Source organism: Natrinema sp. 1APR25-10V2, from assembly GCF_031626495.1.
Classification (GTDB): Archaea; Halobacteriota; Halobacteria; order Halobacteriales; family Natrialbaceae; genus Natrinema.
Window position 1 is genome coordinate 487,091 of record NZ_JAMQOJ010000001.1, and the last position, 25,989, is coordinate 513,079.

Consider the following 25,989-nt stretch of genomic DNA (forward strand, 5'->3'; position numbering starts at 1 on the left):
CGATCCCCGTTCGACGGCCGGGCCCGAACGACCGAGATGACATCGCCGGATCGCCGAATCCACCATGCTTTTCTCGCTGTGCCGGAATCGTTTCTCCGATGGAGCGACCGGTGACCGAGGCCGACCTCACGTTCGAACACGTTCCCGAGACCGACCAGTCGTTCGAGAACGCACTGGCGAAAGCGCACGACGGTGACCGACTCGCGGTCGACGACGCGATCGAGTTACTCACCACGGGGACGGACAGTGAGGGGATCGACCGGCGGCGCAAGGAACGCGTCCTCGAGGCGGCCGATCGCCGCCGCGCCGAGACCGTCGGCGAGGAGGTCACCTTCATCGCGAATCTGAACAACAACGTCACCACGGCCTGTAACGTGGGCTGTCTGTTCTGTAACTTCAAGGACGCCGCCCACACCTTCGAGCGCGAGACGGAGATCGAGACGGCCGGCTTCACGAAGACGCCCGCGGAGTCCCGCGAAATCGTCGCCGATGCCGTCGAGCGCGGCATCTACGAGGTCACGTCCGTCTCGGGACTGCACCCCGCGTTCGCGCTCGACGAGGAACACCGGGAGATCCTCGAGGCCCACCCGAACCCGAAGGAAGTCAACTACAAGCCGCCGGCGGTCTACGACACCAGTCCCGGTACCTACACGGACCAGATTTCGGCGATGAGCGTCGACGGCGTCCACGTCCACTCGATGACGCCCGAAGAAGCGTACCACGCCCGTCGGGGCACCGACTGGTCCTACGAGGAGGTGTACCGCCGGCTGAAGGAGGCGGGCCTCGATACCGTTCCCGGCACCGCTGCGGAGATCCTCGTCGAGGAGGTCCGCGAGGTGATCTGCCCCGGCAAGATCAGTACGAACGGCTGGCTCGAGGCCATGGAGGCAGCCGCGAACGTCGGCCTCGGCATGACGGCGACGATCATGTACGGCCACGTCGAGAACGAGGCCCACCGTGCGCTGCACCTGAAGCGAATCCGGGATTTACAGGATCGAACGGGCAATATCACCGAGTTCGTCCCTCTGTCTTTCATCCACCAGAACACGCCGCTGTTCGAGCACGACGTGGTCTCGGGCGGCGCCAGCATCGACGAGGACGAGCTGCTGATCGCCGTCTCGCGGCTGTTCCTCGACAACGTCGATCACATCCAGTCGTCCTGGGTCAAGTACGGCGACGAACAGGGGCTGAAGATGCTCTCGTGTGGGGCCGACGACTACATGGGGACGATCCTCTCCGAAGAGATTACCAAGCGCGCCGGCGGCGGCTACGGCGAGTTCCGTTCGTTCGAGGACTACGTCGAGATGATCTCCTCGATCGGCCGCGTTCCCGTCGAACGCTCGACCGACTACGAGCAACGCCGCGTCATCGATCCCGACGAGCCGCCGTTCGGCCCGCGGCTCGGACCGAAAGCCGACGGGACGCCGCTGCTGACGCGAGCGGAGAGCGAAGAACGGACCGCGATCGCCGACGACTGATCGACGAAACCGTCTCGATCAGTGACGACCCAGCACCTGTAGGCTGGCTCTCGCGTGTTCTCGACAGTGGAGCGGCATCACCGGTCGGCGACCGCGCGGGTGGCAGATCTATTTCATATCTCCGACGCCGACGGCTCGCACCGGGGCGCCGTCGCTCGAGAGGGCCAGCGGATACGCCCGGAACTCGAAGCGGTCCGCAACGGCCTCGAGGTTTGTCAGGTTCTCGAGGATCAGCAGATCGTTGCCGAGCAGCGCGTGGTGTGTCTGAAACCCTTCCGGCTCCTCCGCGGTGGCGTTTTCCGTCGGCGTCGGATCGGGATTGAGCGCGTCCACGGCGACGTCGAACCCCCGTTCGACGCAGGCCTCGGCCGCCGCCGGTGAGAGGTACGGATGCTCGAGGTATCGATCGGTCCCCCAGTGAGCATCCCAGCCGGTCCAGCAGGCTATAAGGTCGGCCTCGGTATCCGGGATCCGATCCGCGGGAATCGGCTCGCGGGCCTCGAGATCGCGGCAGTCGACTCGAACCGCGTCGAAGACGAACCGGTCGATCGAATAGGACTCGAGGGTCCGGCCGTCGGGTTCGGTGTGGGCGGGCGCGTCGACGTGGGTCCCGGTGTGACTGCCACACTCGAGGCTCGAGACACGAGCGCCGTCCGCCGCGTGGGTAGTGTGGGGGCGGACGGCGACCGCGGGGTCGCCGGGGTACGTCTGCATCCCCGTCTCGATCGGCTGAGTGAGATCGACCTGCATACGGGAGAGCCGTCGGCCGAGGGGCATAACGATGCCCGGTCCTCGATCCGATCGACGGTCGATCTCTCGAATGGTGTGACAATCGTTATACGGTACCCTGATAACGTGTGTGTGTATGCGACTCGAAGGCAAGACAGCGTTCATCACGGGTGCCGGGTCCGGCCTCGGCCGAGAAGCAGCTGAACTGTTCGCCGAAGAGGGCGCGACGATCGTCGCGGCCGACATCGACCTCGCAAGCGCCGAGGAGACGGTTGACCTCGTCGAGGAGGCGGGGCAAGGTGGGACCGCGCTCGAGCTGGACGTCCGGGACGCCGACGCGGTTCACGCGGCGGTCGACGAGGCGGTCTCGGAGTTCGGCCTCGATATCATGGTCAACAACGCCGGCGTGAGCCACGAGCGCTCGAAAGTCGAGGACATCGACGAGGGCGAGCGCGACCGGGTCATCGACGTGAACGTCAAGGGCGTCTGGAACGGCTGTCACGCCGTCATCCCCCACTTCAAGGAGCAGGGATCGGGTGCGATCGTCAACACGGCGTCGCTGGCCGGCGTCATCGGCGCGCCGCAGTTGGGCGCGTACTCGCTGTCGAAGGGCGCGGTCGTCAACTTCACGCGCACCGTCGCGGCCGAGGTGGGGCCGGCCGGCGTGCGGGCGAACGCTGTCTGTCCTGGCGTGACCGATACCGCGATGCCCCGGAAGAACCGCACCGAGGAGGAGTGGGAGGCGACCAAAGAGGAGATGTCGAAGTACTATCCGCTCAAGCGACTCGGCCGGCCCGAGGACATCGCCAACGCGATGCTGTTCCTCGCCAGCGACGAGGCCGACTGGATCACCGGACAGGCGCTGGTCGTCGACGGCGGCTTCTCCTGTACGTAGTTCGCTGACCCGGAACAACCGTTAACCCGCTTCCGCACCGTACTACGGGTATGTTCGCGTACCACGCACTCTTTCTCATCGTACTCGTCGGGACGACCGCATTTTTCACCGTCCTCTCCGCGCTCAACCTCCGCCACGGGAAACGGACGCTCGAGCGCGAATCCGACTGGGTCGCGGATCGGCTGGGACTCGAGGAGCCCGACCGCGTGATCGCCTATCAGCGAGCGACCACCGTCCTCTCGCAGATTCAGACGTGGGTCGTCCTCGCACTCGTACTCGCGGCCCTCTACTCGGGCGCGGTCGCAACGGTCGTCGAGCGGCTCGAGGCGCTGGGGTACGGCCCGATCGCGACGGGTGCCGCCTTTTTCGTCGCCGCGGTCGTCGGCCTTCGACTCGTCTCAGTTCCGTTCGACGCCTACGAAACGTTCGTGATCGAGGAGCGGTTCGGCTTCAACGAGGGGACTCTCGCGCTGTTCGTCAGGGACCTGCTGGTCGGAACCGTCCTCGCGGCGGGGTTCACCGCCGTCCTCGCTGCCGCCGTCCTCTGGGTCGTGGGGCGGCTGCCGACCTACTGGCCGCTGGCGGCGACTGCGCTGTTCGCGGCCGTCTCGCTCGCGATGCTCGTGCTCTACCCGCGAGTGATCGCGCCGCTGTTCAACGACTTCGAACCGGTCGAGTCGGGCGAACTCCGCGTGGCCGTCGAGCGCGTCTTCGACCGCGCCGGCTTCACCTGCGACGACGTCTACGTGATGGACGCGAGCAAGCGCTCCTCGCACTCCAACGCCTACTTCGTCGGCTTCGGCCGGACCAAGCGGGTCGTGCTGTTCGACACGCTCGTCGACCGGATGAAACTCGCGGAGATCGAGGCCGTTCTGGCCCACGAACTCGCCCACTGGAAGCGGGGCCACGTCTGGAAAGGGTTTGCGGCCGGCGTGGTCCGAATCGGTGCCACGCTCGCCGTTCTCTGGTACCTGCTCGAGACGCCGTGGCTCTACGGCATGTTCGCGCTCCCCGAGACGACGTACGTCGGGCTCGCGGTCGGCGCGCTCTGGCTCCAGCCTCTCACGAAACTCACCCGGCCGCTCGAGAACCGCCTCTCGCTCTCCCACGAGCGCGAGGCAGACACCTTCGCGACGGACGTGACGGGCGATGGCGAGCCGCTTGTCGACGCGCTTTGCCGGCTCACAGCCGAAAACCTCTCGAACCCGTTCCCACACCCCCTGTACGCCACCTTCCACTACACGCATCCGCCGATTCCGGACCGGATCCGGTACATCCGCGAGGTCAGCGACGGGGCGGACGCGGGCGAGTCACCGCCCATGGACGCGAGCGGCGCGGACTGACGGCCGACCGCGGCTGCGCCGGTCTCGAGGGGAAGCGTTTCGGCGTCGGCCCCGGAAGAAGCGGCTATGGCAACCGACGAATCCTACGTCCGGCGGGCGATCGACCTCTCGCGGTCGGCGGTCGAACACGGCAACACCCCCTTCGGCTCACTGCTCGTGGTCGACGACGAGATCGTCCGGACGGCCGAGAACAGGACCCTCACGGACGACGACATCGCCGCCCATCCGGAGTTCGAACTGGCCCGCTGGGCCGCGAGCGAACTCGAGCCGGCCGAGCGCGCGGCGTGTACGATGTATACGAGCACCGAGCCGTGTCCGATGTGTGCGAGCGCGATCGTCTATGCGGGGCTCGAGCGGGTCGTCTACAGCGTGTCCGTCGAGTCACTCGCGGAAATACGGGACGACGGCGTGATCGAAATTCCGTGCGCGGAGGTCGTCGACCGGGCCGACGGCTCGACGACCGTGGACGGACCGGTGCTCGAGGAGGAGGGACTGGCGGTCCACGAAGACTACTTTTGACCGACGCACACACTGGGTGGCTACTGCATGTCTTCGAGCGAACGGACGGTATCTGACATCAACCACGCGGTCTCGCGCTCCGGGTCCTCGAGGCAGATCGCGAAAAACGAATCACGGCCCTCGTCGACGGTAATGCGGTACCCGTGACTTTCGAGCGTTCGGCCCTCGTCGGCGACGGGTTCGGGGGGAGTCACACACGTCTTCAGGGATAGCAGCGGATAACCGACTCGATTCGGAACGAGTGCGAAACCGGTTGGAACTGCCTAGTCCGCCGCGGCCGCCGTCTCATCACGAAGCACGGCGCGATAGCGCCGCCCGGCGGTATCGTCGGCCGCGAGCGCGTCCCGGATCGTCGGCGAGATCCACTCCCGGCCGGCGTCCGCACCGTCCGCGAGCCGCCCGTCGAAGTCGTCCGTCCGCAGGTCCGGCGGGAGGAATCGCTCGTAGACGGGCAGGCGCTCCCCCAGCGGGACGCCGGCGTGGTCGGCGATCTCCTCGAGTTCGCGCAGCGCGGGCCACGTGTAGTCGGGATTGATGTGGTCGTCGGTGACCGGCGAGACGCCGCCCAGATCGTCGACGCCGCAGTCGACGAGGTCCTTCGCGGGAGCGAGGTTCGGCGGCACCTGCACCGAAATCTCTTCCGGCAGCGCGATGCGAGCCATCGCCGTCACCTGCCGCATCGTCGCGAGGTCGGGCGAGCCGCCGGACCAGCGCTCGTTCTCCACCACCGGCTGGACGATCACCTCCTGGATGTGGTCGTAGCGCTCGTGTAACTCCCGAATTGCCAGCAGGCTCTCGGCGCGATCCCGCCAGTCCTCGCCGATCCCGACCAGAACCCCGGTCGTGAACGCGACGTCGAGTTCGCCCGCGTTCTTCAGGGTTCGCAGGCGCTGGCCGGGCACCTTGCGTCGCGGGCCGGCGTGGGCGCCGACCTCCGCGGTCGTCTCGAGCATCACGCCCATGCTAGCGTTGACGTCCGCGACGACCGCCATCTGTTCGCGGGTCTGATCGCCGGGGTTGGCGTGGGGTAAGAGCCCCTCCTCGAGCGCCACTTCACAGGCCTCGCGCAGATAGGTGTGGATCGAGTCGTGGCCCCACTCCTCGAGTTGCGCGTGGATCTCGGTGTAGCGGTCGTCGGGGTCGTCGCCGAACGTAAACAGCGCCTCGGTACAGCCGGCGTCCGCGCCGCGCCGGCAGATCTCGCGGACCTCCTCGAGCGAGAGCAGCGAGGCCTGCCCGGGCGGGTCGAAGTAGGTGCAGTAGGTACAGGTGTACCGACAGGCCGTCGTGAGCGGCACGAACACGTTCCGCGCGAAGGTCAATCGCGCTGGCGCGTCGACGTCGTTCGGGCTCACCTGCAGGAGGTCCTCGACGGCCCGCTCGTCGATCGCGATATCGACGCCGTACTCGTCTGCCCCGGGGAACATTACCTCGGAGTGTCGTCGCTCGGACTATAAGACCTTGGCTTCGTGACGGCCCGGGAGCCGTCGGCGGGCACCGCGCTACTCCAGTTCTCCGTCGCGGACTGCGACGACTCGTCCCTCCCGCTCTGCGAGTTCGAAGCCGAACTCGCGGAGACGGGACGGGGCGCGGTCGGTTTCGTGGCCGTGGACGAGCACCTCGACCAGATCCTCGGGCTCGTCGACGTCCGTCGCGAGCCGAAACGAGTCGACCGTCTCGAGAGTGGCACCGGCCTCGCGGGCGATCTCGCGGTGATCGAGGTAGGAGGCGCCGTGGTAGTCGACCCGAAACGCGGGGTCGCGGACGACGAGTGCGTTCGTCCCGCCGGCCCGCCCTGGCGCGATCGCCACGTCGGTATCGGGGGCGAACAGCTCCTCGAGCGCCGTCGGCGTCGCCAGCGCGAGGTCGGCCATGACGACGGCGACTGCCTCGCCTCCCTCGCCATCGTCTCCGTTCGCGTCGTTTTCCGACTCACCCGGCAGTCGCGCGTTGACCGCCTCGGTGAGCGGCCGGTCGTCGACCGTCACCGAGGTCGACGTTTCGATCTCGCCCGGCAGCTCGAGGGCGGAGAGCTCGAGCGGCGCGGTCGAGACGACCGTCGGCTCGTAGCCGGCCTCGACGACCGCGCGAAGCACGTCCGCGAGCATCGCGCGGGCGAGCGCCGAGCGTTCGGCTGCCGTGAGGACGGGCTCGAGGCGAGTCTTCGGCGTCTCGGCGGCGAACGGGACGACGACGCGCATCTGAATCTGGTTGCGATACTCCGGGCGCGCTCAAAAGCACGTCGGAGTCGAAATACCGACGATCCGCGCGTTCGACGGCCGCGTCCGATCGGAGTTCGATCTCGCGCCCCCCGACACGAGTCGAGCGCGGCCGCTCGAACCGTCGAAAACCGAGAGAAAGACGGCCTAGAAGAGCGGCTCGAGTTCGTCCTCGTCGTCCTCGACGAGTTCCTCGAGGTTCTCCTCGCTCTCCTGCTGGATATCGTCCATGTTATCCTGCGCCTCGATGGCGACCTGCTGGAGTCGCTTGATCCGCGGGACGTTCGTCACGCCCGAGAGCAGGATCGCCGCGGACACTTCCGGTTCCTCTCGCGGGAAGTCGCCACCGCGAACTTCCATGCTGCCCGTTTCCTCCTCGAGCCACTTGCGCCCGCGTTCGATGCCTTTCCGGTTCAGGTACTCCGAGGGACCGGAGAGGACGAGCAGGGCGCGCTCGGTGCCCTCGATCTCGCAGGGGAGCGTGAGCCGGCCGAGCGCGGCCTTCCGGACGAGGCTCGTGATGCGGTTCGTGGTGTTCGCGGCGTCGAGATTGTCGTCGCCAGCGCCGCCGCCGTCGCCGGTGAACCGGGAGAGCAGGCCGCCGCCGGAGTTGAGTTCGACCTCCTCGCTCGCGAAGCCGACGGTGGAGACACCACCGCCGGAGAGCGTGTTGATAATCTCGGAGGAGTCGACGACGCTCTCGGCGACCTCCTGGCCGTCACCGACCTCGCCGGCACCGAAGAGGATACCGAAGCGCCGGACGATCTCCTCGTTGATCTGCTCGTAGCCGCCCTCGACGGACTCGCCGGTCTGTCGCCAGGAGTCGTTGTCGAAGACGAGCAGGTTGTCGACCTCGCGGACGAACGTCTGGAACGAGCGCGCCGCGTTGAGCGTGTAGATCCCACCTTCGTCGGTGCCCGGCAGGACGCCGAGTCCGTAGACGGGGATCGTGTAGATCCGTTTGAGGTGTTTCGCGAGGACGGGCGCACCACCCGACCCGGTACCGCCGCCCATCCCGGAGACGATCAGGAAGGCGTCGACCTCGTGGGTCGGGATCGAGTCGATGGCGTTCTGAACCTCGTCGATGTCCTCCTCGGCGACTTCCGCGCCGAGTTCGTTGTCTGCACCCACGCCGTGGCCCTTTACGCGGGCCTGGCCGATGAGTACGCGATTCTCCTGTGGAATATTCTCGAGACCGATGAGGTCCGCTTTCGCGGAGTTGACGGCAATAGCAGCCCGGACGATTCCGCTGTTCGTCCGATCGTCGTAATCGAGGAATCGATCGACGATTTTGCCACCGGCCTGTCCGAATCCGATCATCGCCAGCTTCATTGTTTGTCAGGGGGCTCCGTTGGATTGGTACCAGTGCGATAGAGAATATAAGTCTTGTGCTAAACTGAATTTCTTTATTAATTCAATATTGCGCCAAATCGACCGATTGAGGGCGTATGTGGTCCGGTATTCGGACCCGAATACCGCCTTCTATTCCCGACAGTGATGTTCTTTATAATAAGATTTTTCGACAGGCTCGGTCGAACGCCGCCCGGCTGATTCGGGGAGACGACGCACCGTACCCGTCCTCACGCCGTTTCGACCGCTTGCACTCGAGAACCAGCGTCCTCGAGGCCGAGGTATACACCGAGCGTCGTCAACTCCGTCGGATCGCGACCGAACGCGGTGATGTCGTTGTCAGTGGTGGTGTTGTCCACCTCGAGCGAGCGGGCCTGATCCGGACCGAACGGGACGAACGGTATCGGGCCGACGGCCGAGAGTCCGAGCTTCGACAGGCCCATCGGAACCGGGACGATCGTGACGTCTTTTCCCTCGGCCGCGTAGGCCATCTTCGTCACGTCCGCGAGCGTGAGTACCTCCGGGCCGGCGAGTTCGTACGTCTCCCCGGCGTGGGCGTCGTCCGCCAGCGCGTCGGCCAGCATCGGGACCAGATCGCCGACCCAGATCGGCTGAAACCGGGTCTTTCCGCCGCCGGGCAGCCCCGTTACGTGCGGTGTCGTCACGGTCTTCGTGAACTCGAGGAACTCGGCCCCGTCGCCGAAGACGACCGACGGGCGGACGATCGTCCACGCGAGGCTCGAGTCTCGGACGACGCCCTCGGCTTTCCCCTTGGAGCGAAGGAACGCGGTATCTCCGTTCGGGTCGGCTCCGAGCCCGCTCATCTGCAGGAAGCGGTCGACGCCGCCGGCTTCGGCGGCGCGAACGAGGTTCTCGGTTCCGCCGAGGTGAACCTCCTCGTGCGTTTTCCCCCGCGGTGGCTTGTAGAGCGGCGAGAGCGAGACGAGGTTCACGACGGCGTCGCAGCCGGTCACGACGTCGACGATCGAGTCGTACGCGCTCACGTCGCCCATCGCCGAATCGACGCCCGCGGGGAGTTCGCCGGCGTCCGGGGATCGCGACAGCGCCGTCACCTCGTGGCCGCGCTCGGCCAGTTCCGCACACAGGTTCGTGCCGATGAAGCCGGTTCCGCCGGCGACGAGGATCTCCATACGCAGAATGTGCCGTCGCAGCGATAAATACCTAGTCGCCTTCACTGTTCGGCTCGAGCGGGCGCTCGACCGATTGTGCTACATCTAAATAGTGCTCTCCACGACGTGGGTGTATGCTGGTCACGCTCGAGGGGCTCGACGGCAGCGGCAAGACGACGGTCTGGGAGGCCCTGGACGAGCGCTATCCCGACGCCGTGTTCACGCGCGAACCCACGAGCGATTCGTGGTACGGCGAGGCCGTCTACCGCTCGATCGAGGACGACGACGCCGACCCGCTGGCGGAGCTCTTTCTGTACACTGCCGACCACGCAGATCACCTCTCGCGGGTGATCGAACCGGCCCTCGAGCGCGACGATCTCGTGGTTTCCGATCGGTACTCCGACTCCCGCTTCGCCTACCAGGGTGCGACCCTCGAGCGCTCGGAGCGGATCGACCTCGCGGATCCGCTCGAGTACGTCGTCGACCTCCATCGCCCCTTCTCGATCGCGCCGGACCTGACGATCTATTTCGATCTCGATCCGGAAACGGCCGCGGCGCGAGCGGGTACGACGAACAAGTTCGAGCGTGCCGAGTACCTCGCCGCAGTCCGTGACAACTACGAACGGCTGATCGAGCGGGATCCTGACCGGTTCGTCCGCGTCGACGCGACTCGATCGCCGGACGCGGTGCTCGAGGCGGTGACCGACGCACTGGTCGAGGCCGGCGCAGTGACGCGCTGAGGGCCGTCCGCGAGCGACCGCACTCGGGCAAACGCTTTAGTCGTGCCACGATGTACCACACTCTCGATGGTCCACGCGTTCATCATGGTGAAGACGGCCGCCGGAAAGTCCGAGGGGCTGCTGGCGGAGATCGGCGGCCTCGAGTCGGTCGCCGACGCGCACATCGTCGCGGGCAACTACGACATCATCGCCGAGGTCGACGCGCCGGAGGTCTACGACGTCCTGCAGACCGTCTCCTCGGGCATTCAGGGTCTCGGCGGCGTCACCGACACGAAGACGTACATCGCCATGGGGTAGCCCGGCCGGTCGTTCCATTCTGCGCCACTCCCGCCGATCGACTGTTCGTCGTCGCTCGAGCGCTGCCGTTCGAACTTCTCTCATGGTACTCGGGGGCAAACTTATTCACCGGGGCCGGCGTACCCCTGTCCATGCGGTTCGTGATTATCGGGGCGGGACGGGTCGGCCTACGCACAGCACGCGTCCTGCGCGATGAGGGCCACGAGGTGACGCTGATCGAACGCGACGAGCCGACGATCAGACGCGCCCGCAACCGAGAGTTTACCGTCGTCGAGGGTGACGGCTCCCGCGAGGACGTCCTCGAGGAGGCCGGCGTCAGCGACGCCGACGCCATCGGTGCGCTCACGGGCGATCTCAACGTCAACTTCACCGCCTGCATGATCGGAAATCACTACGGCTGCCGAACGGTCATGCGGATCGACGAAGCCTACCGAGAAGGGATCTACCGCAAGTACGCCGATCAGGTCGACGAGGTGATCTACCCCGAGCGCCTCGGCGCGATCGGCGCGAAAAACGCCTTGCTCGGCGGGACGATCCGCGCCATCGCCGACATCGCGCCCCACCTACAGGTCGTCGAACTCACGATCACCGACGCGGCCCCCGTCAATGGCTATACGATCAGCGAACTGCACCTGCCCGCCGACGCGACCGTCCTCGCGTTCGGCAAGCGCGACGCGGATCTCGGCATCCCAAACGAGGACCTCTCGCTCGAGGACGGCGACCGACTCGTCGTCCTCGCGGACTTCGACGTCTTGAGCGAGGTCCGCCAGTTGCTGGTCGGCGAGACGCCGAGCCAGGCGGCCGCCAACGCGGGCTCGGACGCACGCTCCGGGGCGACGGAGCTCGTGGCGGAGTACGAAACCGACGATACGGACGACTCCGAGACGGAAACTGATACTGGAGGTGTCAACTGATGGTTACAGCGTTCGTCATGATCAAAGCGAACACGGGCGAGGCGGACCGGCTCAGAGACAGCATCGAATCCATCGACGGCGTGCAATCCGCACACATCGTCGCTGGGGACGTCGACCTCATCGCGAAAGCCCAGGTCGAGACGCCGGCCGCGGTCAAGGAGATCGCCGCCACCCACATCCAGGCCATCGAGGGCATCGAGGATACGCAGACGTATATCGCGATGGACTAACAACGAAATTTTACGCTGCGGTCTGCCGCGCTGTGTGGCGAAGCCACCAGCGCGGCGTCCCTCGGTAAAATTTCGATCAAAAGCACTCCTCCTTCCCCGACAGCCGCGCGAAGCGCGGCTTCTGGGTCAGTCGTCGGCCCGCTCGCTCGTTTCACTCGCTCGCGGTCTGTGACTGGGCAACGGCCTGCCTTTCCCCGGGTCGCGCGGCTCTCGCGTCTGCTCGAGCCGCGCTCCCGGCCGATGTGCGAGTTTAATTCTACGTCGGTGACCGGCACTCGGAGAACTGGTTCGATCCGATTTCCTCGCGTCCGCTGTGATATCTGAGGAATCGTTCCTGCCACTTACATCGGCATTCCGCCGCTGCTTCCGTCACCGTCCGCGGCTTGTTGGCCACGGTTTTGGGCGCTCTCGAGCAGCGTCGCCGCCGGGCCGCGATACTCGTAGCCGGGGATGAGTCCCTGAGCGTAGGTCCCTTCGACGAACTCGATGAGCGCTTTGGCGTCGGCGACGCCCTCGCCGGCGTCCCAGGCGGTGTACTCGAGGCGGACCCTGACTTCGTCCCCGTCGCGTTCGACGGCTGGCTCGTCGTGGGTGCTCGTGTGGGCGACGCCGAAGGTGTCCTCGAGGCGGCGCTCGAGGGTCTCGAACCAGCCGTCTTCGACGACGGGGGCGACGACTTCGTTCGCCACGGCGGCGTCGAGCGTCGGGAGGAAAACGGTGACGCGGAATCGGCCGTCGCGTTTCCCCTCGGCGTCGTCGGCCGCCACGGTCGTTTCGAAGACGGTCGTCGTCAGCTCGTAGCCGTCGTCGGTCCGATCGAACGCGTCGTGAGACTCGAGTTCGCGCTCGACGGACTCGGGAAGGTCGGTCATTGCGAGAACGAAGGGGCGTGGCGAAAAAGGGTGTTACGTTGTGTCGGCCGATCTCGAGCGGGCCGGGACGGAACGGTATGAAGGCAGCCACTGTTCCGACCGTTTCACGGGAGAAGTAACGAGTTGTTACGGAAAATGATCCGCATTACTACAAGGGAAACCGGCTTCTATCCGACGATATGAGTATCGATAGACACGCTGCGGAACGTCGTCGGTTCGCTCGCCTCCTCGGGACGGACGACGACTACGGATCCGGTCTGCCCATCGGCGGGCGGGACGACGACGCGGAGGCAGAGCGGGACGAAGACGACGCCGATCTCGGCGACTCGAGCGACGCCGTTACGAAATCTCGCGCTCGCTGAGGAACGAGTCGAGCGCCGTCGCTACTTCTTCGAAGTCCTTGACGGTGAGGCCGTCGGTCGTGACGAAGACGCCCTCGCTGTCGTTCGTGACGCGGATGAGAAAGCCGTTGTCGAACACCCGGATCGTATAGTCGTACGCGCCGAGTTCGGACCCCTCGTAGGCCGTCTGGGTGGTCTTGAACCCGCGCCACTCGTGGCCGATGAACGTCGAGAGGTCGGCGTCGCGCTCTAAGTCCTCGCGGAGGTAGACCTGCTCGTAGTCGTCGCGCGTGAAGTAGGTGACCGAACGGAGGCTATCGCCGATGGCCGTTCGACAGGTCGCGACGATCTGCTCCGCTGCGTCCTCGGTGAGTAACCCGGTAGGCATAGTAGGGCAGTCGATCCGCGTGACCTTAACGACGCGGGCTAGTTCCAGTTCGCTGAAACCGCCGGCGGCGTGACGGTTGTGTCCCAGCCGCCCGGCGTCCGATCTACGCCTGCTCGATCGCTCGATCGAGATCGGCGATCACGTCGTCGACGTCCTCGATGCCGACCGAGAGGCGCACGAGGTCGTTCGTGACGCCGCTGGCCAGTTTCTCCTCTTCGGTGAGCTGCTGGTGGGTCGTGCTCGCGGGGTGGATGATCAGCGTCTTCGCGTCGCCGACGTTGGCCAGCATGCTCGTGAGTTCGACCTCGTTACAGACCGTCTCGGCCGCGTCGTAGCCGCCCTCAAGTCCGAAGGTGATCATGCCGCCGTAGCCGCCTTCGAGGTACTCTTTGGCGTTCTCGTGAGTCTCGTGGCTCTCGAGGCCTGGGTAGTTGACCCAGTCGACGTCCTCGTGGTCCTCCAGGTATTCCGCGACGGCCATCGCGTTGTCACAGTGCTTCTCCATCCGGAGGGGCAGCGACTCGAGTTTCTGCAGCGTCGTCCAGGCGTCGAAGGGGGCCTGCTGGTTGCCCAGGTCGCGAAGGCCGCGAGTGCGGGCGACGACCGAGAAGGCCATGTCGCCGAACGTCTCGCGGAAGTTGACGCCGTGGTAGGCCGGGTTCGGCTCGGTGATCTCGGGATAGTCGCCGTCTTCCCACGGGAACGAGCCGCCGTCGACGAGGATGCCGCCGACCGTCGAGCCCGCGCCGTGGATCCACTTGGTCGTCGAGTTCCAGACGAGGTCCGCGCCGTGTTCCAGCGGGCGGCAGAGATACGGCGTGGCGAAGGTGTTGTCGACGAACAGCGGTACGTCGTGGTCGTGGGCGATGTCGGCGATTCGCTCGATGTCCGGCGTCACGAGCGCGGGGTTGCCGATCGTCTCGAGGTGGACGAACGCGGTATCGTCGTCGATCGCTTCGGCGTAGGCGTCGTAGTCCAGAGTGTCGACGAACTTCGTCTCGATGCCCCGCTTCTCGACGGTGTGGGTGAGGTAGGTGTAGGTCCCGCCGTACAGCGCCGAGGAGGAGACGATGTTGTCGCCGGCCTCCGCGAGGATGAACGTCGCCAGATCGAAGGCGGCCATCCCCGACGACGTCGCGAGGGCACCGACGCCGCCCTCGAGGGTCGCGATGCGCTCCTCTAACATCGCGTTCGTCGGGTTCATGATCCGCGAGTAGATGTTGCCGAATTCCTCTAAGCCGAACAGGGAGGCGGCGTGGTCCGTGTCGTCGAAGACGTAGGACGTGGTCTGGTAGATCGGCGGCGCGCGGGCCCCCGTGGTCGGGTCCGGCTCCTGGCCGGCGTGGACGCTGTTCGTGGCGAAGCGGTGTCCGTCCGAGTCGGAATCGTCGCTCATACCAGCGCCGTTGTATCGGGCCGTAGTAAAACCACTAGACGTCTCCCTCGAGCCGGGTCGCGACCGAGTTAGGAGCAAAGGTTTCCTCGTCCGCGTGCCGCGACTCGGTGCACGGGCGGTCACGACGACCGGTCGGTCACTCGGCTGGCGTCACCCGGCTCGCCGCCGCCCGCTTCGGGTTCGACGACGCCGGGAACGCGGACGGTCGCCGTCGTCCCGTTTGCCGTCGTCTCGAACGCGAGATCGCCGCCGAGTGCCGTCACGCTCCACGAGGCGATCCACAGCCCGAGCCCGCTGCCGTGTTCCAGCGCCGTCTCCTCGCCACGCTCGAGGACGGCGAGTTCGTGGTCGGGAATCCCGGGTCCGTCGTCACGGACCGTGAGGACGGCGCTTCGGTCGTCCGCAACGCGCTCGAGAGCGATCGTCACGCGCGGCTCGTCGGCGTCGCTGTGGACGAGTCCGTTCTCGGCGAGGTTCTCGAACGCGAGGTCGAACAGCGCTCGATTGACTCGCACCACGAGGTCGTCGGGGACATCGATCGCGACGCGGCCGTCCGTCTCCGCCTCGAGGTCGGCTGCGACCGACTTCAGGGCGTCACTGGCCGCAAACGCCGACGGCGACCGGACCGTCGATTCGATCGATCGTTCGAAGTTTCGGGCCTTCTCGCTCGTCTCGAGGACGTCGTCGACGTCGTCGTGGACCGACTCGAGCATCGTCGCGACCTCGTCGTCGGCGCGGTCGGCCGCGATGCCGACGTAGCCGCGGACGGCGGTCAGGTCGTTCCTGAGGTTGTGGCGCAACACCCGGTTCAGGATCTCGAGGCGCTGTTCGCGCCGCCGCTGGTCGGTAATGTCCTGCAGGAGGACAGTGTGGCCGACGACCCGGCCCGAGCCGTCCCGAAGCGCCGAGGTCGAGACGGCGAGCTCGCGGCGCTCGCCGCGGTCGGTGTCCGTCACCACCTGCGTGTCGGCGCCGCCGTCGATGGTCAGACCGGTCGCTCGCTCGAGGGGGTCGCCGAGAACGGCCGGCGCTTCGAGGTCGAACAGGGACTCGGCGGCGGGGTTGCAGTCGACGATTCGGTCGTCGGTGTCGACGGTGAGCAGCGGGCTCTCGAGGGCTTCGATCGCCGACTGGTCGGCCCTGCGCCGGACCGAGGGGCTGTACGTGAACATGCCGCCGCCGACGAACGCGTAAGCGTCGAGCGCGATGTGCGGCAGGAACATGACCGCCGAGAGGTTGAGCTGTGGGACCGGTCCGATCCCAACGAGCCAGACCAGAAGGGCGATGCCCGGCGGGAGCGTGCTGAGCCCCACGGCGAGCGCTTCCGTCCGGTAGAGCGGTCCGTAGCTGACGACCGTATCGAACAGGAGCAGCGTCCCGGCGGCCGCGAACACGGTGCTGACCATGAGCGCGAAGAACGCCCACGCGTTGGGGTCGTAAGAGACCGTCGCCGCGCCGAACACCGGATCGATCCGGAAGCCGCTCCAGACGATCTCGTGGAGTGGGTTCGTCAGGACGAGCCCCGTCGTGATCGCGGGAACGAGAACGAGCGCGCCGAACCACGGCGTCCGAATAAGCGATCCCCGACCGGTGTACTCGAGGCCGAAAGCCAGAAACGGGACGCCGGTCCAGACGATGCCGATCCAGGTCAGCACTTCGAACGCCCACCTGAGCGTCGGATCGAAGACGAATAGCGAGACGCCGTAGGAGAAACACCACAGCGCCTGGGCCACCAGCGCCAGCAGAAACCAGTTCGCGCCGGGCTTCCCGCTGTGACGACGGAGATACCAGAGCAAGAGGAGCGTGCCGATCCCCGAGAGGATCGACCCGGCCGCCGGCCACGGAATTGCCCCCATAGTACTCGAGGGTACGAGTACATCGACTTCGGTGTTGTGGCCCGTACCGGTGCAGTATCTCGAAAGCCGCAGTCGAGTTCCGAGCTACTCGAGCAGCGACTCGCCGGTCATCTCGGGCGGCTGAGGGAGGTCGATGGCCTCGAGCAGCGTGGGCGCGATGTCGGCGAGCGTGCCGCCATCGCGGACGGTTCGCCCGTCGGCAGTCCCGTCGGGCGAGAGATAGACCAGCGGCACCTCGTTGTACGTGTGCGCCGTGTGTGGGTCCTCCTCGGTCCCCATGTCGTCGGCGTTGCCGTGATCGGCGGTGATCAGGACGTGTGCGCCGGCGTCCTCGAGCGCATCGGTCAGCCGACCGAGTTGCGCGTCGACGGCCTCGACGGCCTCGATGGCGGCCTCGTAGTCGCCGGTGTGGCCGACCATATCGGGGTTGGCGTAGTTGAGGACGAGTACGTCCGGATCGTCGGATTCGATCACGCCGATCGCGGTGTCCGTGACTTCTGGGGCGCTCATCTCGGGCTGCTGGTCGTAGGTCGGCACGTCGGGGCTCTCGACGATCTCGCGGCGCTCGCCGTCGAACTCGACCTCGCGGCCGCCGTTCAGGAAGTAGGTGACGTGGGCGTACTTCTCGGACTCGGCGATCCGCAGCTGGGTCTTCCCCGCGTCGGCCAGCACCTCGCCGAGCACCTGTTCGGGCTGGGTCGGCGGATAGGCCACCGGGAGGTCGAACGTCTTGTCGTACTGGGTCATCATCACGACTTCGGCGTCCGGTGGGTCCGTCTCGAACTCGTCGGCCCAGTCCTCCGGGCGGATATCGGCGAGCATCCGCGTGAGCTGGCGGGCGCGGTCGGAGCGGAAGTTGAACCAGACGACCGAGTCGCCGTCCTCGAGCGCGGGCCCTCCGCCTATCACTGTGGGCTCGACGAACTCGTCGGTCACGTCGCGCTCGTAGGACGCTTCGACCGCCTCGACGGCCGAGTCGGCGGTCCACTCCGCGTCTCGACCGACGATCGCGTCGTAGGCCCGCTTGGTCCGTTCCCAGTTCTGGTCGCGGTCCATCGCGTAGTACCGGCCGCTGACCGTCGCCACGTCGCCCGTGCCGTGTTCGGCGATCACGTCCTCGAGCGTCCCGAGGTACTCCCGGCCGCCGGTCGGCGAGGTGTCCCGACCGTCTGTGATCGCGTGGGTGACGGCCTCGACGTCGCGGTCGGCCGCCAGCTCGATCAGCGCGTGGAGGTGCTCCTGGTCGGAGTGGACGCCCCCGTCACTGACGAGGCCGAGGAAGTGGACCCGACCGTCGTTTTCCCGTGCCCGGTCGAACGCCCGGTTGATCGCGTCGTTTTCCCGGAAGGAACCGTCCGCGATCGAGTCCGAGATGCGGGTGTACTCCTGATAGACGACGCGGCCGGCTCCGATATTGAGGTGGCCGACCTCGCTGTTGCCCATCTGGCCCTCGGGGAGGCCGACGCGCCGGCCCGCCACCTCGAGCCGACCGTACGCGCCGGATTCCGCGAGCCGATCGAACGTCGGCGTCTCGGCCGCTTCGACCGCGTCCCTGCCGCCGTCACCGAGTCCCCAGCCGTCGAGGACGATCAGCGCAGCTTCCATACTGAATCGGAAATCGGCGCGTCCTAACTAGCTGTCGTTGTCCGTCGTCGGACGGGCTGATCGCGACCGCTCCCGCAACGGTCGAGCGTCGTTACTCGGTCTGGACGAACTCGCCCGAGCAGTCGTACTCGAGCAGTTTGTACTTCTCGATGTCCGGTTCTTCGTATGGGGCGGCCCGGTCGGTCATTCCGTAGATGGTCAACCAATCGACACCCCTCTCGTGGGTGGCGTTCCAGCGCCCGCACAGATAGTTTGCGAAGTACGAGTGGTGGTTCTCGTTGTCGGCGTAGCGCATATTCGAGACGTACTTTCGCCATCGCGCAGACTCGTAGGTCCGATCGACCGACGGCGGCCTGTCCCAGTCGACGGCCGACCCGTGGAGGACGTCGGTCTCCGTCCCGTCGTCGAGTCTTCCGGGAACTACGAGCCATCGGGCGTTGGAGATCGGGTCCGGAGCAAACATTCGCCAGGGCTGCTCCGCGTGGGTCGTTTCGATCACCTGTTCGGCGGGTTCCGGAACCTCGGTGGAAACCGCCTGTATGCTGGCGAGAACGACGAGGACGAGCAAGAGCCACGGTACGACCGTCGAGAGCAGGACGCGACAGGGGTTAGTGACTGCGGTAAGCGAGGGGATAGTCGCCCGAACCGATGGGAACAGCGGAAACGAGACCCGTGGGATGGCTCGCTGGAATCGAGTCAGGCCGCTTCGGAGTCGCGGTGTGGCTCCGGCTTGCGCCGCGAGCGCTGTCAGCCCGTCCCAGACGACGGACGGATAAAACAGGATGAGACCAGTCACGGAGACCAACGGGAAGATACCGACCCGGACCGTGACGAGCATGCCGAGGTGCATACCGACGAAGAGCGATGCGAACAGCGCTCTTCGGTAGCCAGTCAGTATGATAAGTAATGGTGAGAGCAGAACCAGCACCATCCAGAGGTGGGTGGCCGCACGTAACAGATGCGTCTGCTCCGCGATGGCGTTGCCGAGCAGGATCGTGAACTGATCGGCTCGAAAGATCGCGGCGACGGCGTCCCCACTCATCCACGCGTCGCTTCTGCTCTTGTGAACGGCGTTGACCGCGTAGACAAGCATCACCTGCGAGAGGACGGCCAGCGTCCCGACCGAGGACACCGTCGTACGGTCCCGATTGATTCGGCGGGCGTCGACCGACCACCGTTCTCCGAGCGGGAGGAACATCCCCCAGAGGAGGAGCATCCGTAACAGGAGATCGCCGCCATTGAGGACCAGCGGGTTCCGGATGTGAAGCGAGATCAATAGGACCGTCGAGGCGACCGTCGCGATTCGAGTTCGGTAGCCGACGAGCACGGCGAGCGCGGCCGCGCCCGCGACGCAAAACAGCAGCGCCTGAACCCACGCTTTGCCGGAAAGGGCGTGCAGAGAGTAGGCCGACGGATAGACTGAGAACAGCGCCGCTCGAGGGAGGACGCCGTCGTCCGTGTAGAACGCGATGAGGTTCCGCGAGCGCAGTACCAGATCGCCGATCAGCAGTGATCCGATCGCGAGCCGGAACACGGCCAGCGCTCGAAGGTCGATTTCGAAGCGGCGCTCGACGGCTCGTGTGACTCGATCCAGCCTCTCCAACGCCCGACTTTGCGCATCAAGAAGAGATCGCCCCATCGACTACTCCGTTCGTTCGCCTTCGGCTCTCGTATCGACCGGCATAAGTTTGTTGTACGCTGAAACGTGCACGGTAGTGTCCGCTGTTTTGAACCGGGCGGTCGGCGAAAACTGTGCGGTCGTCGGTCCCCGTCAGCGCGACGGCCGAGTCGCGTCCCCGTCGTGCTCGAACGTCACACCACAGTCGCCACAGGTGGTGGCGCTTCCGGGCTTTACTCGCTGCGCGAATACGGCGCCACACTCGTCACAGATCATGAAGAGCCGCTTTTCGGGGGCTACGCCCGCCTCGAACTCGGCGTGGATCCAGGCGTCGGAGTTCCCTTCCTCGTAGAGGGTGACGCCGGAACTGTTCTGTCGCCAGTTGACCGCGGTGTCGTCGGCCGGGACTGCCCGCGTGTCTCGCTTGGACATCGAGATATCCCCTCCCTTCGGCCGTTCATACTTACGTTTTCTGATAGATATTTACACGCCCTCGAGTTAACACCGTATTACTTCGTGACCACTGGCTTTTTGCGGGTCGGGTGGGTGGCCCCTGTCATGACGCTCGATCCGGTCCACTTCGACGGGATTGCGGACCTCGCGAGGCGGATCGACCACGGGGCCGACGAGCGGGACCGCCGCGCGTTCGCCGAGACCGTCTGGGAGTCGTTTCTCGACCCGCTGATCCAGGACGGCCGGACGATCCTCGAGCCGGTCGGCGAGCAGGCCCGGCGGCTCGTCGACTGCGAGGCGGTGGCGCTGCGCGACCGCGAGTTTCCGACCGAGCACGGCCTCGATGCGGGGACGATCAACCCGACGACGTTCAAGAACGGGCTCGTCATCGACATCGCGCAGGCGGCGATGAGCGCGACGCCGAGCGACCTCGACCTCCACCGATCGCGGACGACGGTGATGACGGTTCACTCGAACGACGAGACGATGACCGTCGACGAGACGTGGGGCAAGTTCGACGAGGGCTATAGCCGGAGCCGCGCGGTCAAGATTCCCCCGCTGCCGCGCTTCGCCGAGGGCGTCGTCCACGCGCTGGCGCTGTACCTCGCCGAGAGCACCCACGCTCGCGACCACGCCGAGGCCGTGTCGGACCTGCTCGTCCTCGACGGTCCGCTGTACCCGCGCGGACTGCTTCGCTGGGCCGACCAACACCCCGATCTGGCCGACTTCCTGCTCGACGACCCCCGACCGACGACCGTCCTCGAGAACTACGTCCGCCTCGTCGAGGCGTTCGTCGACCGCGACGTTCCGCTCGTCGGCTTCGTCAAGAACCCCGCGACCCGGCTCTTGACGCGCACGCTGAAGTCGAAACGCGACGTCGACGTCAGCGTCCCCTGGAGCGACGACTCGGCGCTTTTCACTCGACTGCTCGAGCGCGGCGAATACGTCGACGACGTCGACGGCGACCGCTGGGAGCGGGACACGTCGGCGCTGACCTACACGAACTGGTTCCGCTCCCGCGGCGGGGTCGACCGACCACTTTCCGCCGACGGAGACGCGCTCGGCGTCGACCGGCGGCTCGAGCGCGAGGCCTACGAGGTCACCTTCTTCGTGGTCTACGACCCGCGCGACGACCTGCTGTATCGGGTCGAGGCCCCCTACGCGTTCACGGCGGACGCCGACACGCGAGAACGGCTGACGATGCAGCTCCTGCAGGATATCGCCGTCGCCCACGGGCCGCCGACGATCGTCGAGAAAGCCGACGAACTCGCCCGGATCAGCAACGCCGAGAAGGCGTCGCTGCGCGAGACGCTCGAGGACAGGTTCGATACGGCGCAGAACCGGACCTACGACGATCACCGGTGGGACGAACAGCCCTACTAGAGGGCGGACGGTCGGAAGAGAACTGAGAGCTGTCGCTCCACCGACCGAATCTACGCGTCGTTTTTCTCGACCTCGAGGGCGACGTCGTCCGGATCGACGCCGATCCGGGCGAACTGGGTCCGGACGTGTTCCTTGGCCCCCTCGAGGGCCTGTTCACGCGTGTCGAACCCGCGGGGCATGGGTGACTCGAACGCGAGGTTGACCTCACGGCCGTCGACGCGCTGCGTCGAGCCGCCGCTGTCGACCTCGTAGAACTCGTCGCAGACCCAGACGTACGCGGCGTCTTCGTCGGGCGCGCCGCTGAACGTGGGGGCTCGCTCACCCCGTTCGTACAGCGTCCCCGTGAGTTCCGTCCCGCCGGCGCGACCGCGTACCAGAAGCATACGCGACCGTACGCCTCGTGGACGCAAAAGTACAGCGGCATCACCCCCTTCTCGGCACTCGAGTGCGTCATCGCCGCCGAACACTTCTCCTCGAGTGGGCGTAACAGACGAGTACGAGGCGGTAATCAGATATATCCAGCGTTCCGTGACGGTTCAGGAAGGGGCACTCTATCGGTGTTCACACAGTCGTGTTTCTCACGGAAATAGCCGCTATTCGGCGCTCTCGTCCGGTTCAGTGGGTTACTCAGCCTTTACTGGAGTAACACGGTCCTTCCCGGCCCAAATCGTTTTGGAAATGGGCTTATCCCCCTTGCAGAGGTTTGAATGAACAATGAGTTCGGACGCTCACCTCGGCGGCGACAGCACACCCGACCCACTCGCGAACGTTCCGGCGGAGTGTTACGAGATCCTTCGCCATCCTCGCCGGCTTCGCCTCCTCGAGGTGCTCGGTACCCAGGAGACGCGGCTCACCGTCTCGGAGCTGACGACGGAACTGCTCGAGCGGACGGCCACCGACACCTCGACCGGCCAGGCGCGACACGACGTTCGGATTAGCCTCGTTCACAACCACCTGCCGCGGCTCGAGGAGTACGATATTGTCGACTGGAACGACGACGGTGCCGCACTCGTCGACGAATCGCCCGTTCACCCGGCCGACATCTCCGTGCTTCTGGACCTCTGCGAGACCGAACGCGCCGAACAGCTGCTCGAGACGCTCGTCGATCCCGTGCGGATGCGCCTCCTTACCGTGCTCGAAGACGGCGGTCGGCCGCTGTCGGTCGACCAGCTCGCGGCCGAGCTGACCGCGCTCGACGGCGGCCCGCTGTCGAACGCCAAACGCGCGAAAGTCGCGCTACACCACTCTCACCTGCCCGCGATGGCCGACGCCGGCGTACTCGACTACGATCCGGAGTCGGGGCTCGTGACCCAGTACGACCACGCCGTCTCGCTCGTTCAGTAATCGCCCCAGCTGTCGCATCGAACAGGCGAGTACGCGTCCGACGCGTTCTCCCCCTCGTTTTCGCGGCCGCCGACCTGCGTCCGATCGCCCCGCCGTTCTGGCGGCGATCGCAAAACGGTAAGACACGTCCCGCCCTTATCGACGGATGAACGGACGATGTGCCCCGAGTCCAACGACCGTGACGACCGAGGCGACGCCGTGCCGAGTACCGACCGCATCGGTACCGTCGGCACCGTCGTCGCCGTGCTGTTCGTCCTCTCGGGGACAGCGATCGCAGGACCGGCCGTGGCGATCGACCAGGTCGCGATCCTCTCCGCTGACCGGGCGCAAGTCGCGGCCGCGCCAGGCGAGACGATCGAGATCGACGTCACGCTCCAGAGCAGCGGCGGCCACGGCGGCGAAGGCGTCAGCGCCGTGACGCTGATCGCCCAGTACAACCCCGAGTACGTCGAGATAACCGACATCCAGCGCGGACCCTGGCTCGAGGGCGACGGGACCGAGGTCCGGACTGTGGAGGCCATCGCCCACGAGCGGGGGACGGCAGTCATCGAGCAGCGCCGCGTCCCGGCCGCGGGAGGAACGACCGGCAACGGGACCATCGCCACGCTGACCGTCCGCGTCGCCGAGGACGCGCCGGCCGGGACGACCGCGATTTCGTTCGCCGAGAGCGACGTCGAGTTGACCGGTGACTGGCCGATGGCAGTCGTCGACGAGTCCGCAACCGTCGCGATCGACGGCGGCGACGAGCCACTCGACCCGTTCGACCATCCCGATCCGGACGAACTGGACCTCGCACTCGAGCCGAACGCATCGAGCCCGGGGAACGACTCCGATGGTTCCGACGGTGAAACGGCCGATTCCGGCGGCGATGCGCCGGTCCCGGGCTTCACTGCCGAAGCCGCACTGGCAGCCGTCGCGTTCACGGCGGGCGCGCTCTGGATCGGGCGCGACGATCGTCGCAGATAAACAGTCCATCCAGCTGGAGGGAAACGCGTTTTAGGGATGGGCCGGATGGAGTCCATATGACTGATCTGGGAGACTTCGGCGATTTCGACGCCGACGCCGACTCCGACGACGGCGCGGCGGCCGATACAGCCGGCTCGTCGCCGTCGTCTTCGGGGTCCGACGGACCGGGACGCGCGAACGCGAGTACGACGACCGACGGGGCGGCGACCGAATTCGAGTCGACGTCGGTCGAGCCCAGCGGGGAGGACGTCGGCATCGGCGCGATCTGCGTCTCTCAGGGACTGCGCGTCGCCGAAGACGGCGAGGAAACCACCTTGCGGGCGTACGTCACCCGTGGCAACCGCTCCTCGATCCGCATCGGGAGCTACCTGCTCGCCCCCTACCCCGACGGCGAGACGCTGTTCTGTCGGATCACGGGGCTCGAGTACGCCCAGCAGTACCACGCCGACGACGCGACGGAGATCCACGCGCGGCGGGCGATGCGCACCGACGGGATCGACGAGTCGGATTACAAGTTCGTCGCCGAACTCGAGCCGGTCGCCGTCCTCTACGATGACGACGGCGAACTGAAGCGGCGGATGACCGACCGCGTCCCGAAACCGCAGACGGTGATCCGACAGGCCGACGACACCGAGGAGATCAAGACCGGGCTGAAGATGCCCGACGACGGCGTCTTCCTGGGCCACCTCTCGGTCGGCGGCGAGAAGGTCCGAACCGCCGCGTCGCCGCCGACTATCGACTACCGGCTGAAAGACGACTACGACGCGGGCGATCCGCTGGTCTTCCGGCACACGCTCGTCGCCGGCGGGACGGGGTCGGGGAAGACCCACGGTGCGAAGAACATCTTGCGCCAGTACCTCGATGCCGATCGCACGTACCCGATGGACGACGGCCGCGAGGTCACCCCCGCGGTCGTCCAGTTCGACCCGCAGGACGAGTACGCCCAGATGCACGACGACAACCCCGATCTGGACGACGAGTTCGCGCGCCGACTCGAGCGCGAGGGGATCGCCTACGGCGGCCACGACGACACGACCGCGTTCGTTCCGAAGGTGGGGTCGGCGTCGTACGCCGCGGGCCACCACCGCGCCGAACAGGTCGAGTTCACGATCCCCTTCTCGATGGTCCACGACAACCCGTGGCTGGTCGCGGGCAGCGGGCTGAACGACAACCAGTACGGCGCGCTAGTCAGCGTCTTGCTGCCGCGGTTCCGCAAGCAGCACGGCTCCGAGGGGACCTACGAGGAGTTCACCACGTTCCTCGACGATCCTGCCCTGCGCGAGGAACTCGACGAGTCCGGGCGGGTCCACGAGGCGACCTTCGACGCCGTCCGGCGGCGGGTGCTCGGCTTCGGCCACGTCTTCGATCAGGACGCGCGGCCGATCACCGACCTCGTCCACGAGTTCGTCCGCCCCGGCGGGCTCACCGTGGTGCCGACCTACCACATCAACGACAGCCGGGCGACCGAGGCCATCGTACTCGCGGTCTCCTCGCTCGTCATCGACCAGAAGCTCTCGAACGACCCGGATTACGACCGGATCAAAGAGACTCCGCTCGTGCTCGGGATGGACGAGGCCCACAACTTCCTGACCGACGCCGACAGCGTGCAGGCAGGCAAGGTCATCAAGAAGTTCACCGAGGCAGCCAAACAGGGTCGCAAGGAACGGCTCGGGCTCTTCCTGATCACGCAGGACCCACAGGACATCCACGACGCCGTCTTCAAACAGATCAACACCACCGTCGTCCTCAATCTCGGCGACGAGGACGCGATCAAGAGCGTCAACATCCCGAGCAACCTCGAGTCCAAGGTCCCCTACATGGAGAAAGGTCAGATGGTCGTCTACTCGCCGGACAACTCCGAGCCGGTCGAGCTGATCGGCCTCCCGAAGTGTCTGACCAGACACGGCCGGGACTGAGGGTTCC

Annotated in this window: 27 protein-coding genes; 13 read left to right on the forward strand and 14 right to left on the reverse strand. The window is 66.3% G+C overall.

The annotated features are described in order from the left end of the window. The first annotated feature begins 98 nt into the window (after window positions 1-98). Entirely contained in the window at window positions 99-1,478 is a 1,380-nt protein-coding gene (gene cofH, locus NDO75_RS02585; RefSeq protein WP_310904541.1) for a 7,8-didemethyl-8-hydroxy-5-deazariboflavin synthase subunit CofH, read from the forward strand. Window positions 1,479-1,586: 108 nt separating this feature from the next. On the opposite strand, the gene NDO75_RS02590 is transcribed toward cofH, so the two are convergent. Further along, window positions 1,587-2,228 (reverse strand): cyclase family protein, encoded by a 642-nt coding sequence (locus tag NDO75_RS02590; protein WP_310904542.1) that lies wholly within the window; start codon window positions 2,226-2,228, stop codon window positions 1,587-1,589. A 115-nt stretch (window positions 2,229-2,343) separates the two neighbouring features. Between NDO75_RS02590 and NDO75_RS02595 the strand changes: the two genes are divergently transcribed. From NDO75_RS02595 to NDO75_RS02605, 3 genes are all read left to right on the forward strand, one after another. Next, window positions 2,344-3,102, forward strand: coding sequence for an SDR family oxidoreductase (locus tag NDO75_RS02595; RefSeq protein ID WP_310904543.1), 759 nt, complete (start codon window positions 2,344-2,346; stop codon window positions 3,100-3,102). Window positions 3,103-3,152: 50 nt separating this feature from the next. Continuing rightward, window positions 3,153-4,445, forward strand: a complete 1,293-nt coding sequence (locus NDO75_RS02600; RefSeq protein WP_310904544.1) for a M48 family metallopeptidase — start codon at window positions 3,153-3,155, stop codon at window positions 4,443-4,445. A 66-nt stretch (window positions 4,446-4,511) separates the two neighbouring features. Further along, a complete protein-coding gene (locus NDO75_RS02605) occupies window positions 4,512-4,964 on the forward strand; it encodes a nucleoside deaminase (protein WP_310904545.1) in 453 nt (150 codons plus the stop codon). A gap of 20 nt (window positions 4,965-4,984) precedes the next feature. Here NDO75_RS02605 and NDO75_RS02610 read toward each other — a convergent pair whose 3' ends face one another. From NDO75_RS02610 to NDO75_RS02630, 5 genes are all read right to left on the reverse strand, one after another. Next, window positions 4,985-5,158: a hypothetical protein gene (locus NDO75_RS02610; protein WP_310904546.1), complete on the reverse strand. Its 174-nt coding sequence runs from the start codon at window positions 5,156-5,158 to the stop codon at window positions 4,985-4,987. 69 nt (window positions 5,159-5,227) lie between these two features. Then, window positions 5,228-6,391: a 7,8-didemethyl-8-hydroxy-5-deazariboflavin synthase subunit CofG gene (cofG, locus tag NDO75_RS02615; RefSeq protein ID WP_310904547.1), complete on the reverse strand. Its 1,164-nt coding sequence runs from the start codon at window positions 6,389-6,391 to the stop codon at window positions 5,228-5,230. 75 nt (window positions 6,392-6,466) lie between these two features. Next, window positions 6,467-7,165, reverse strand: coding sequence for a 2-phospho-L-lactate guanylyltransferase (gene cofC / locus NDO75_RS02620; RefSeq protein WP_310904548.1), 699 nt, complete (start codon window positions 7,163-7,165; stop codon window positions 6,467-6,469). A 165-nt stretch (window positions 7,166-7,330) separates the two neighbouring features. Continuing rightward, entirely contained in the window at window positions 7,331-8,515 is a 1,185-nt protein-coding gene (locus tag NDO75_RS02625; protein ID WP_310904549.1) for a tubulin/FtsZ family protein, read from the reverse strand. Window positions 8,516-8,763: 248 nt separating this feature from the next. Beyond that, window positions 8,764-9,684 carry a complex I NDUFA9 subunit family protein gene (locus NDO75_RS02630; RefSeq protein ID WP_310904550.1) on the reverse strand — a complete coding sequence of 307 codons (921 nt, stop codon included), beginning with the start codon at window positions 9,682-9,684 and terminating at the stop codon, window positions 8,764-8,766. 113 nt (window positions 9,685-9,797) lie between these two features. Between NDO75_RS02630 and tmk the strand changes: the two genes are divergently transcribed. The 4 genes from tmk (at window position 9,798) to NDO75_RS02650 (ending at window position 11,844) form a co-directional block, all read left to right on the forward strand. Next, on the forward strand, window positions 9,798-10,403 hold the full coding sequence (tmk, locus tag NDO75_RS02635; RefSeq protein ID WP_310904551.1) for a dTMP kinase: 606 nt from the start codon (window positions 9,798-9,800) through the stop codon (window positions 10,401-10,403). 66 nt (window positions 10,404-10,469) lie between these two features. Continuing rightward, window positions 10,470-10,700, forward strand: coding sequence for an Lrp/AsnC family transcriptional regulator (locus NDO75_RS02640; protein WP_310904552.1), 231 nt, complete (start codon window positions 10,470-10,472; stop codon window positions 10,698-10,700). A gap of 131 nt (window positions 10,701-10,831) precedes the next feature. Then, window positions 10,832-11,614 (forward strand): TrkA family potassium uptake protein, encoded by a 783-nt coding sequence (locus tag NDO75_RS02645; RefSeq protein ID WP_310904553.1) that lies wholly within the window; start codon window positions 10,832-10,834, stop codon window positions 11,612-11,614. Next, entirely contained in the window at window positions 11,614-11,844 is a 231-nt protein-coding gene (locus NDO75_RS02650) for an Lrp/AsnC ligand binding domain-containing protein (RefSeq protein ID WP_310904554.1), read from the forward strand. The genes NDO75_RS02645 and NDO75_RS02650 overlap by 1 nt, the downstream gene beginning before the upstream one ends. A 341-nt stretch (window positions 11,845-12,185) precedes the next feature. Here the strand turns inward: NDO75_RS02650 and NDO75_RS02655 are convergent, their stop codons facing one another. Then, on the reverse strand, window positions 12,186-12,716 hold the full coding sequence (locus tag NDO75_RS02655; protein ID WP_310904555.1) for a DUF5813 family protein: 531 nt from the start codon (window positions 12,714-12,716) through the stop codon (window positions 12,186-12,188). 179 nt (window positions 12,717-12,895) lie between these two features. Here NDO75_RS02655 and NDO75_RS02660 point away from each other — a divergent pair, with 179 nt between their 5' ends. Beyond that, entirely contained in the window at window positions 12,896-13,078 is a 183-nt protein-coding gene (locus NDO75_RS02660) for a hypothetical protein (RefSeq protein WP_310904556.1), read from the forward strand. Here the strand turns inward: NDO75_RS02660 and NDO75_RS02665 are convergent. From NDO75_RS02665 to NDO75_RS02690, 6 genes are all read right to left on the reverse strand, one after another. Continuing rightward, window positions 13,056-13,445 (reverse strand): hypothetical protein, encoded by a 390-nt coding sequence (locus NDO75_RS02665; protein WP_310904557.1) that lies wholly within the window; start codon window positions 13,443-13,445, stop codon window positions 13,056-13,058. The two genes, NDO75_RS02660 and NDO75_RS02665, sit on opposite strands and share 23 nt — an antisense overlap. A 103-nt stretch (window positions 13,446-13,548) precedes the next feature. After that, a complete protein-coding gene (locus NDO75_RS02670; RefSeq protein WP_310904558.1) occupies window positions 13,549-14,841 on the reverse strand; it encodes an O-acetylhomoserine aminocarboxypropyltransferase/cysteine synthase family protein in 1,293 nt (430 codons plus the stop codon). A 119-nt stretch (window positions 14,842-14,960) separates the two neighbouring features. Continuing rightward, window positions 14,961-16,697, reverse strand: coding sequence for a histidine kinase N-terminal 7TM domain-containing protein (locus NDO75_RS02675; RefSeq protein WP_310904559.1), 1,737 nt, complete (start codon window positions 16,695-16,697; stop codon window positions 14,961-14,963). 84 nt (window positions 16,698-16,781) lie between these two features. Continuing rightward, entirely contained in the window at window positions 16,782-18,302 is a 1,521-nt protein-coding gene (gene gpmI, locus NDO75_RS02680) for a 2,3-bisphosphoglycerate-independent phosphoglycerate mutase (RefSeq protein WP_310904560.1), read from the reverse strand. 91 nt (window positions 18,303-18,393) lie between these two features. Continuing rightward, window positions 18,394-19,941: an HTTM domain-containing protein gene (locus NDO75_RS02685; protein ID WP_310904561.1), complete on the reverse strand. Its 1,548-nt coding sequence runs from the start codon at window positions 19,939-19,941 to the stop codon at window positions 18,394-18,396. A 132-nt stretch (window positions 19,942-20,073) separates the two neighbouring features. Next, a complete protein-coding gene (locus tag NDO75_RS02690) occupies window positions 20,074-20,352 on the reverse strand; it encodes a hypothetical protein (RefSeq protein WP_310904562.1) in 279 nt (92 codons plus the stop codon). 126 nt (window positions 20,353-20,478) lie between these two features. On the opposite strand from NDO75_RS02690, the gene NDO75_RS02695 reads away from it, so the two are divergent. Beyond that, window positions 20,479-21,756, forward strand: coding sequence for a DNA double-strand break repair nuclease NurA (locus tag NDO75_RS02695; RefSeq protein WP_310904563.1), 1,278 nt, complete (start codon window positions 20,479-20,481; stop codon window positions 21,754-21,756). A 50-nt stretch (window positions 21,757-21,806) separates the two neighbouring features. On the opposite strand, the gene NDO75_RS02700 is transcribed toward NDO75_RS02695, so the two are convergent. Further along, window positions 21,807-22,139, reverse strand: a complete 333-nt coding sequence (locus tag NDO75_RS02700) for a hypothetical protein (protein ID WP_310904564.1) — start codon at window positions 22,137-22,139, stop codon at window positions 21,807-21,809. 331 nt (window positions 22,140-22,470) lie between these two features. Between NDO75_RS02700 and NDO75_RS02705 the strand changes: the two genes are divergently transcribed. The 3 genes from NDO75_RS02705 to NDO75_RS02715 all read left to right on the forward strand — a co-directional run bounded on the left by NDO75_RS02705 (window position 22,471) and on the right by NDO75_RS02715 (window position 25,982). After that, window positions 22,471-23,100 (forward strand): ArsR family transcriptional regulator, encoded by a 630-nt coding sequence (locus NDO75_RS02705; RefSeq protein ID WP_310904565.1) that lies wholly within the window; start codon window positions 22,471-22,473, stop codon window positions 23,098-23,100. A gap of 198 nt (window positions 23,101-23,298) precedes the next feature. Continuing rightward, complete coding sequence (locus tag NDO75_RS02710) at window positions 23,299-24,066, forward strand: cohesin domain-containing protein (RefSeq protein WP_310904566.1); 768 nt, start codon at window positions 23,299-23,301, stop codon at window positions 24,064-24,066. 56 nt (window positions 24,067-24,122) lie between these two features. Beyond that, window positions 24,123-25,982, forward strand: coding sequence for an ATP-binding protein (locus NDO75_RS02715; protein WP_310904567.1), 1,860 nt, complete (start codon window positions 24,123-24,125; stop codon window positions 25,980-25,982). Window positions 25,983-25,989 lie beyond the last annotated feature (7 nt).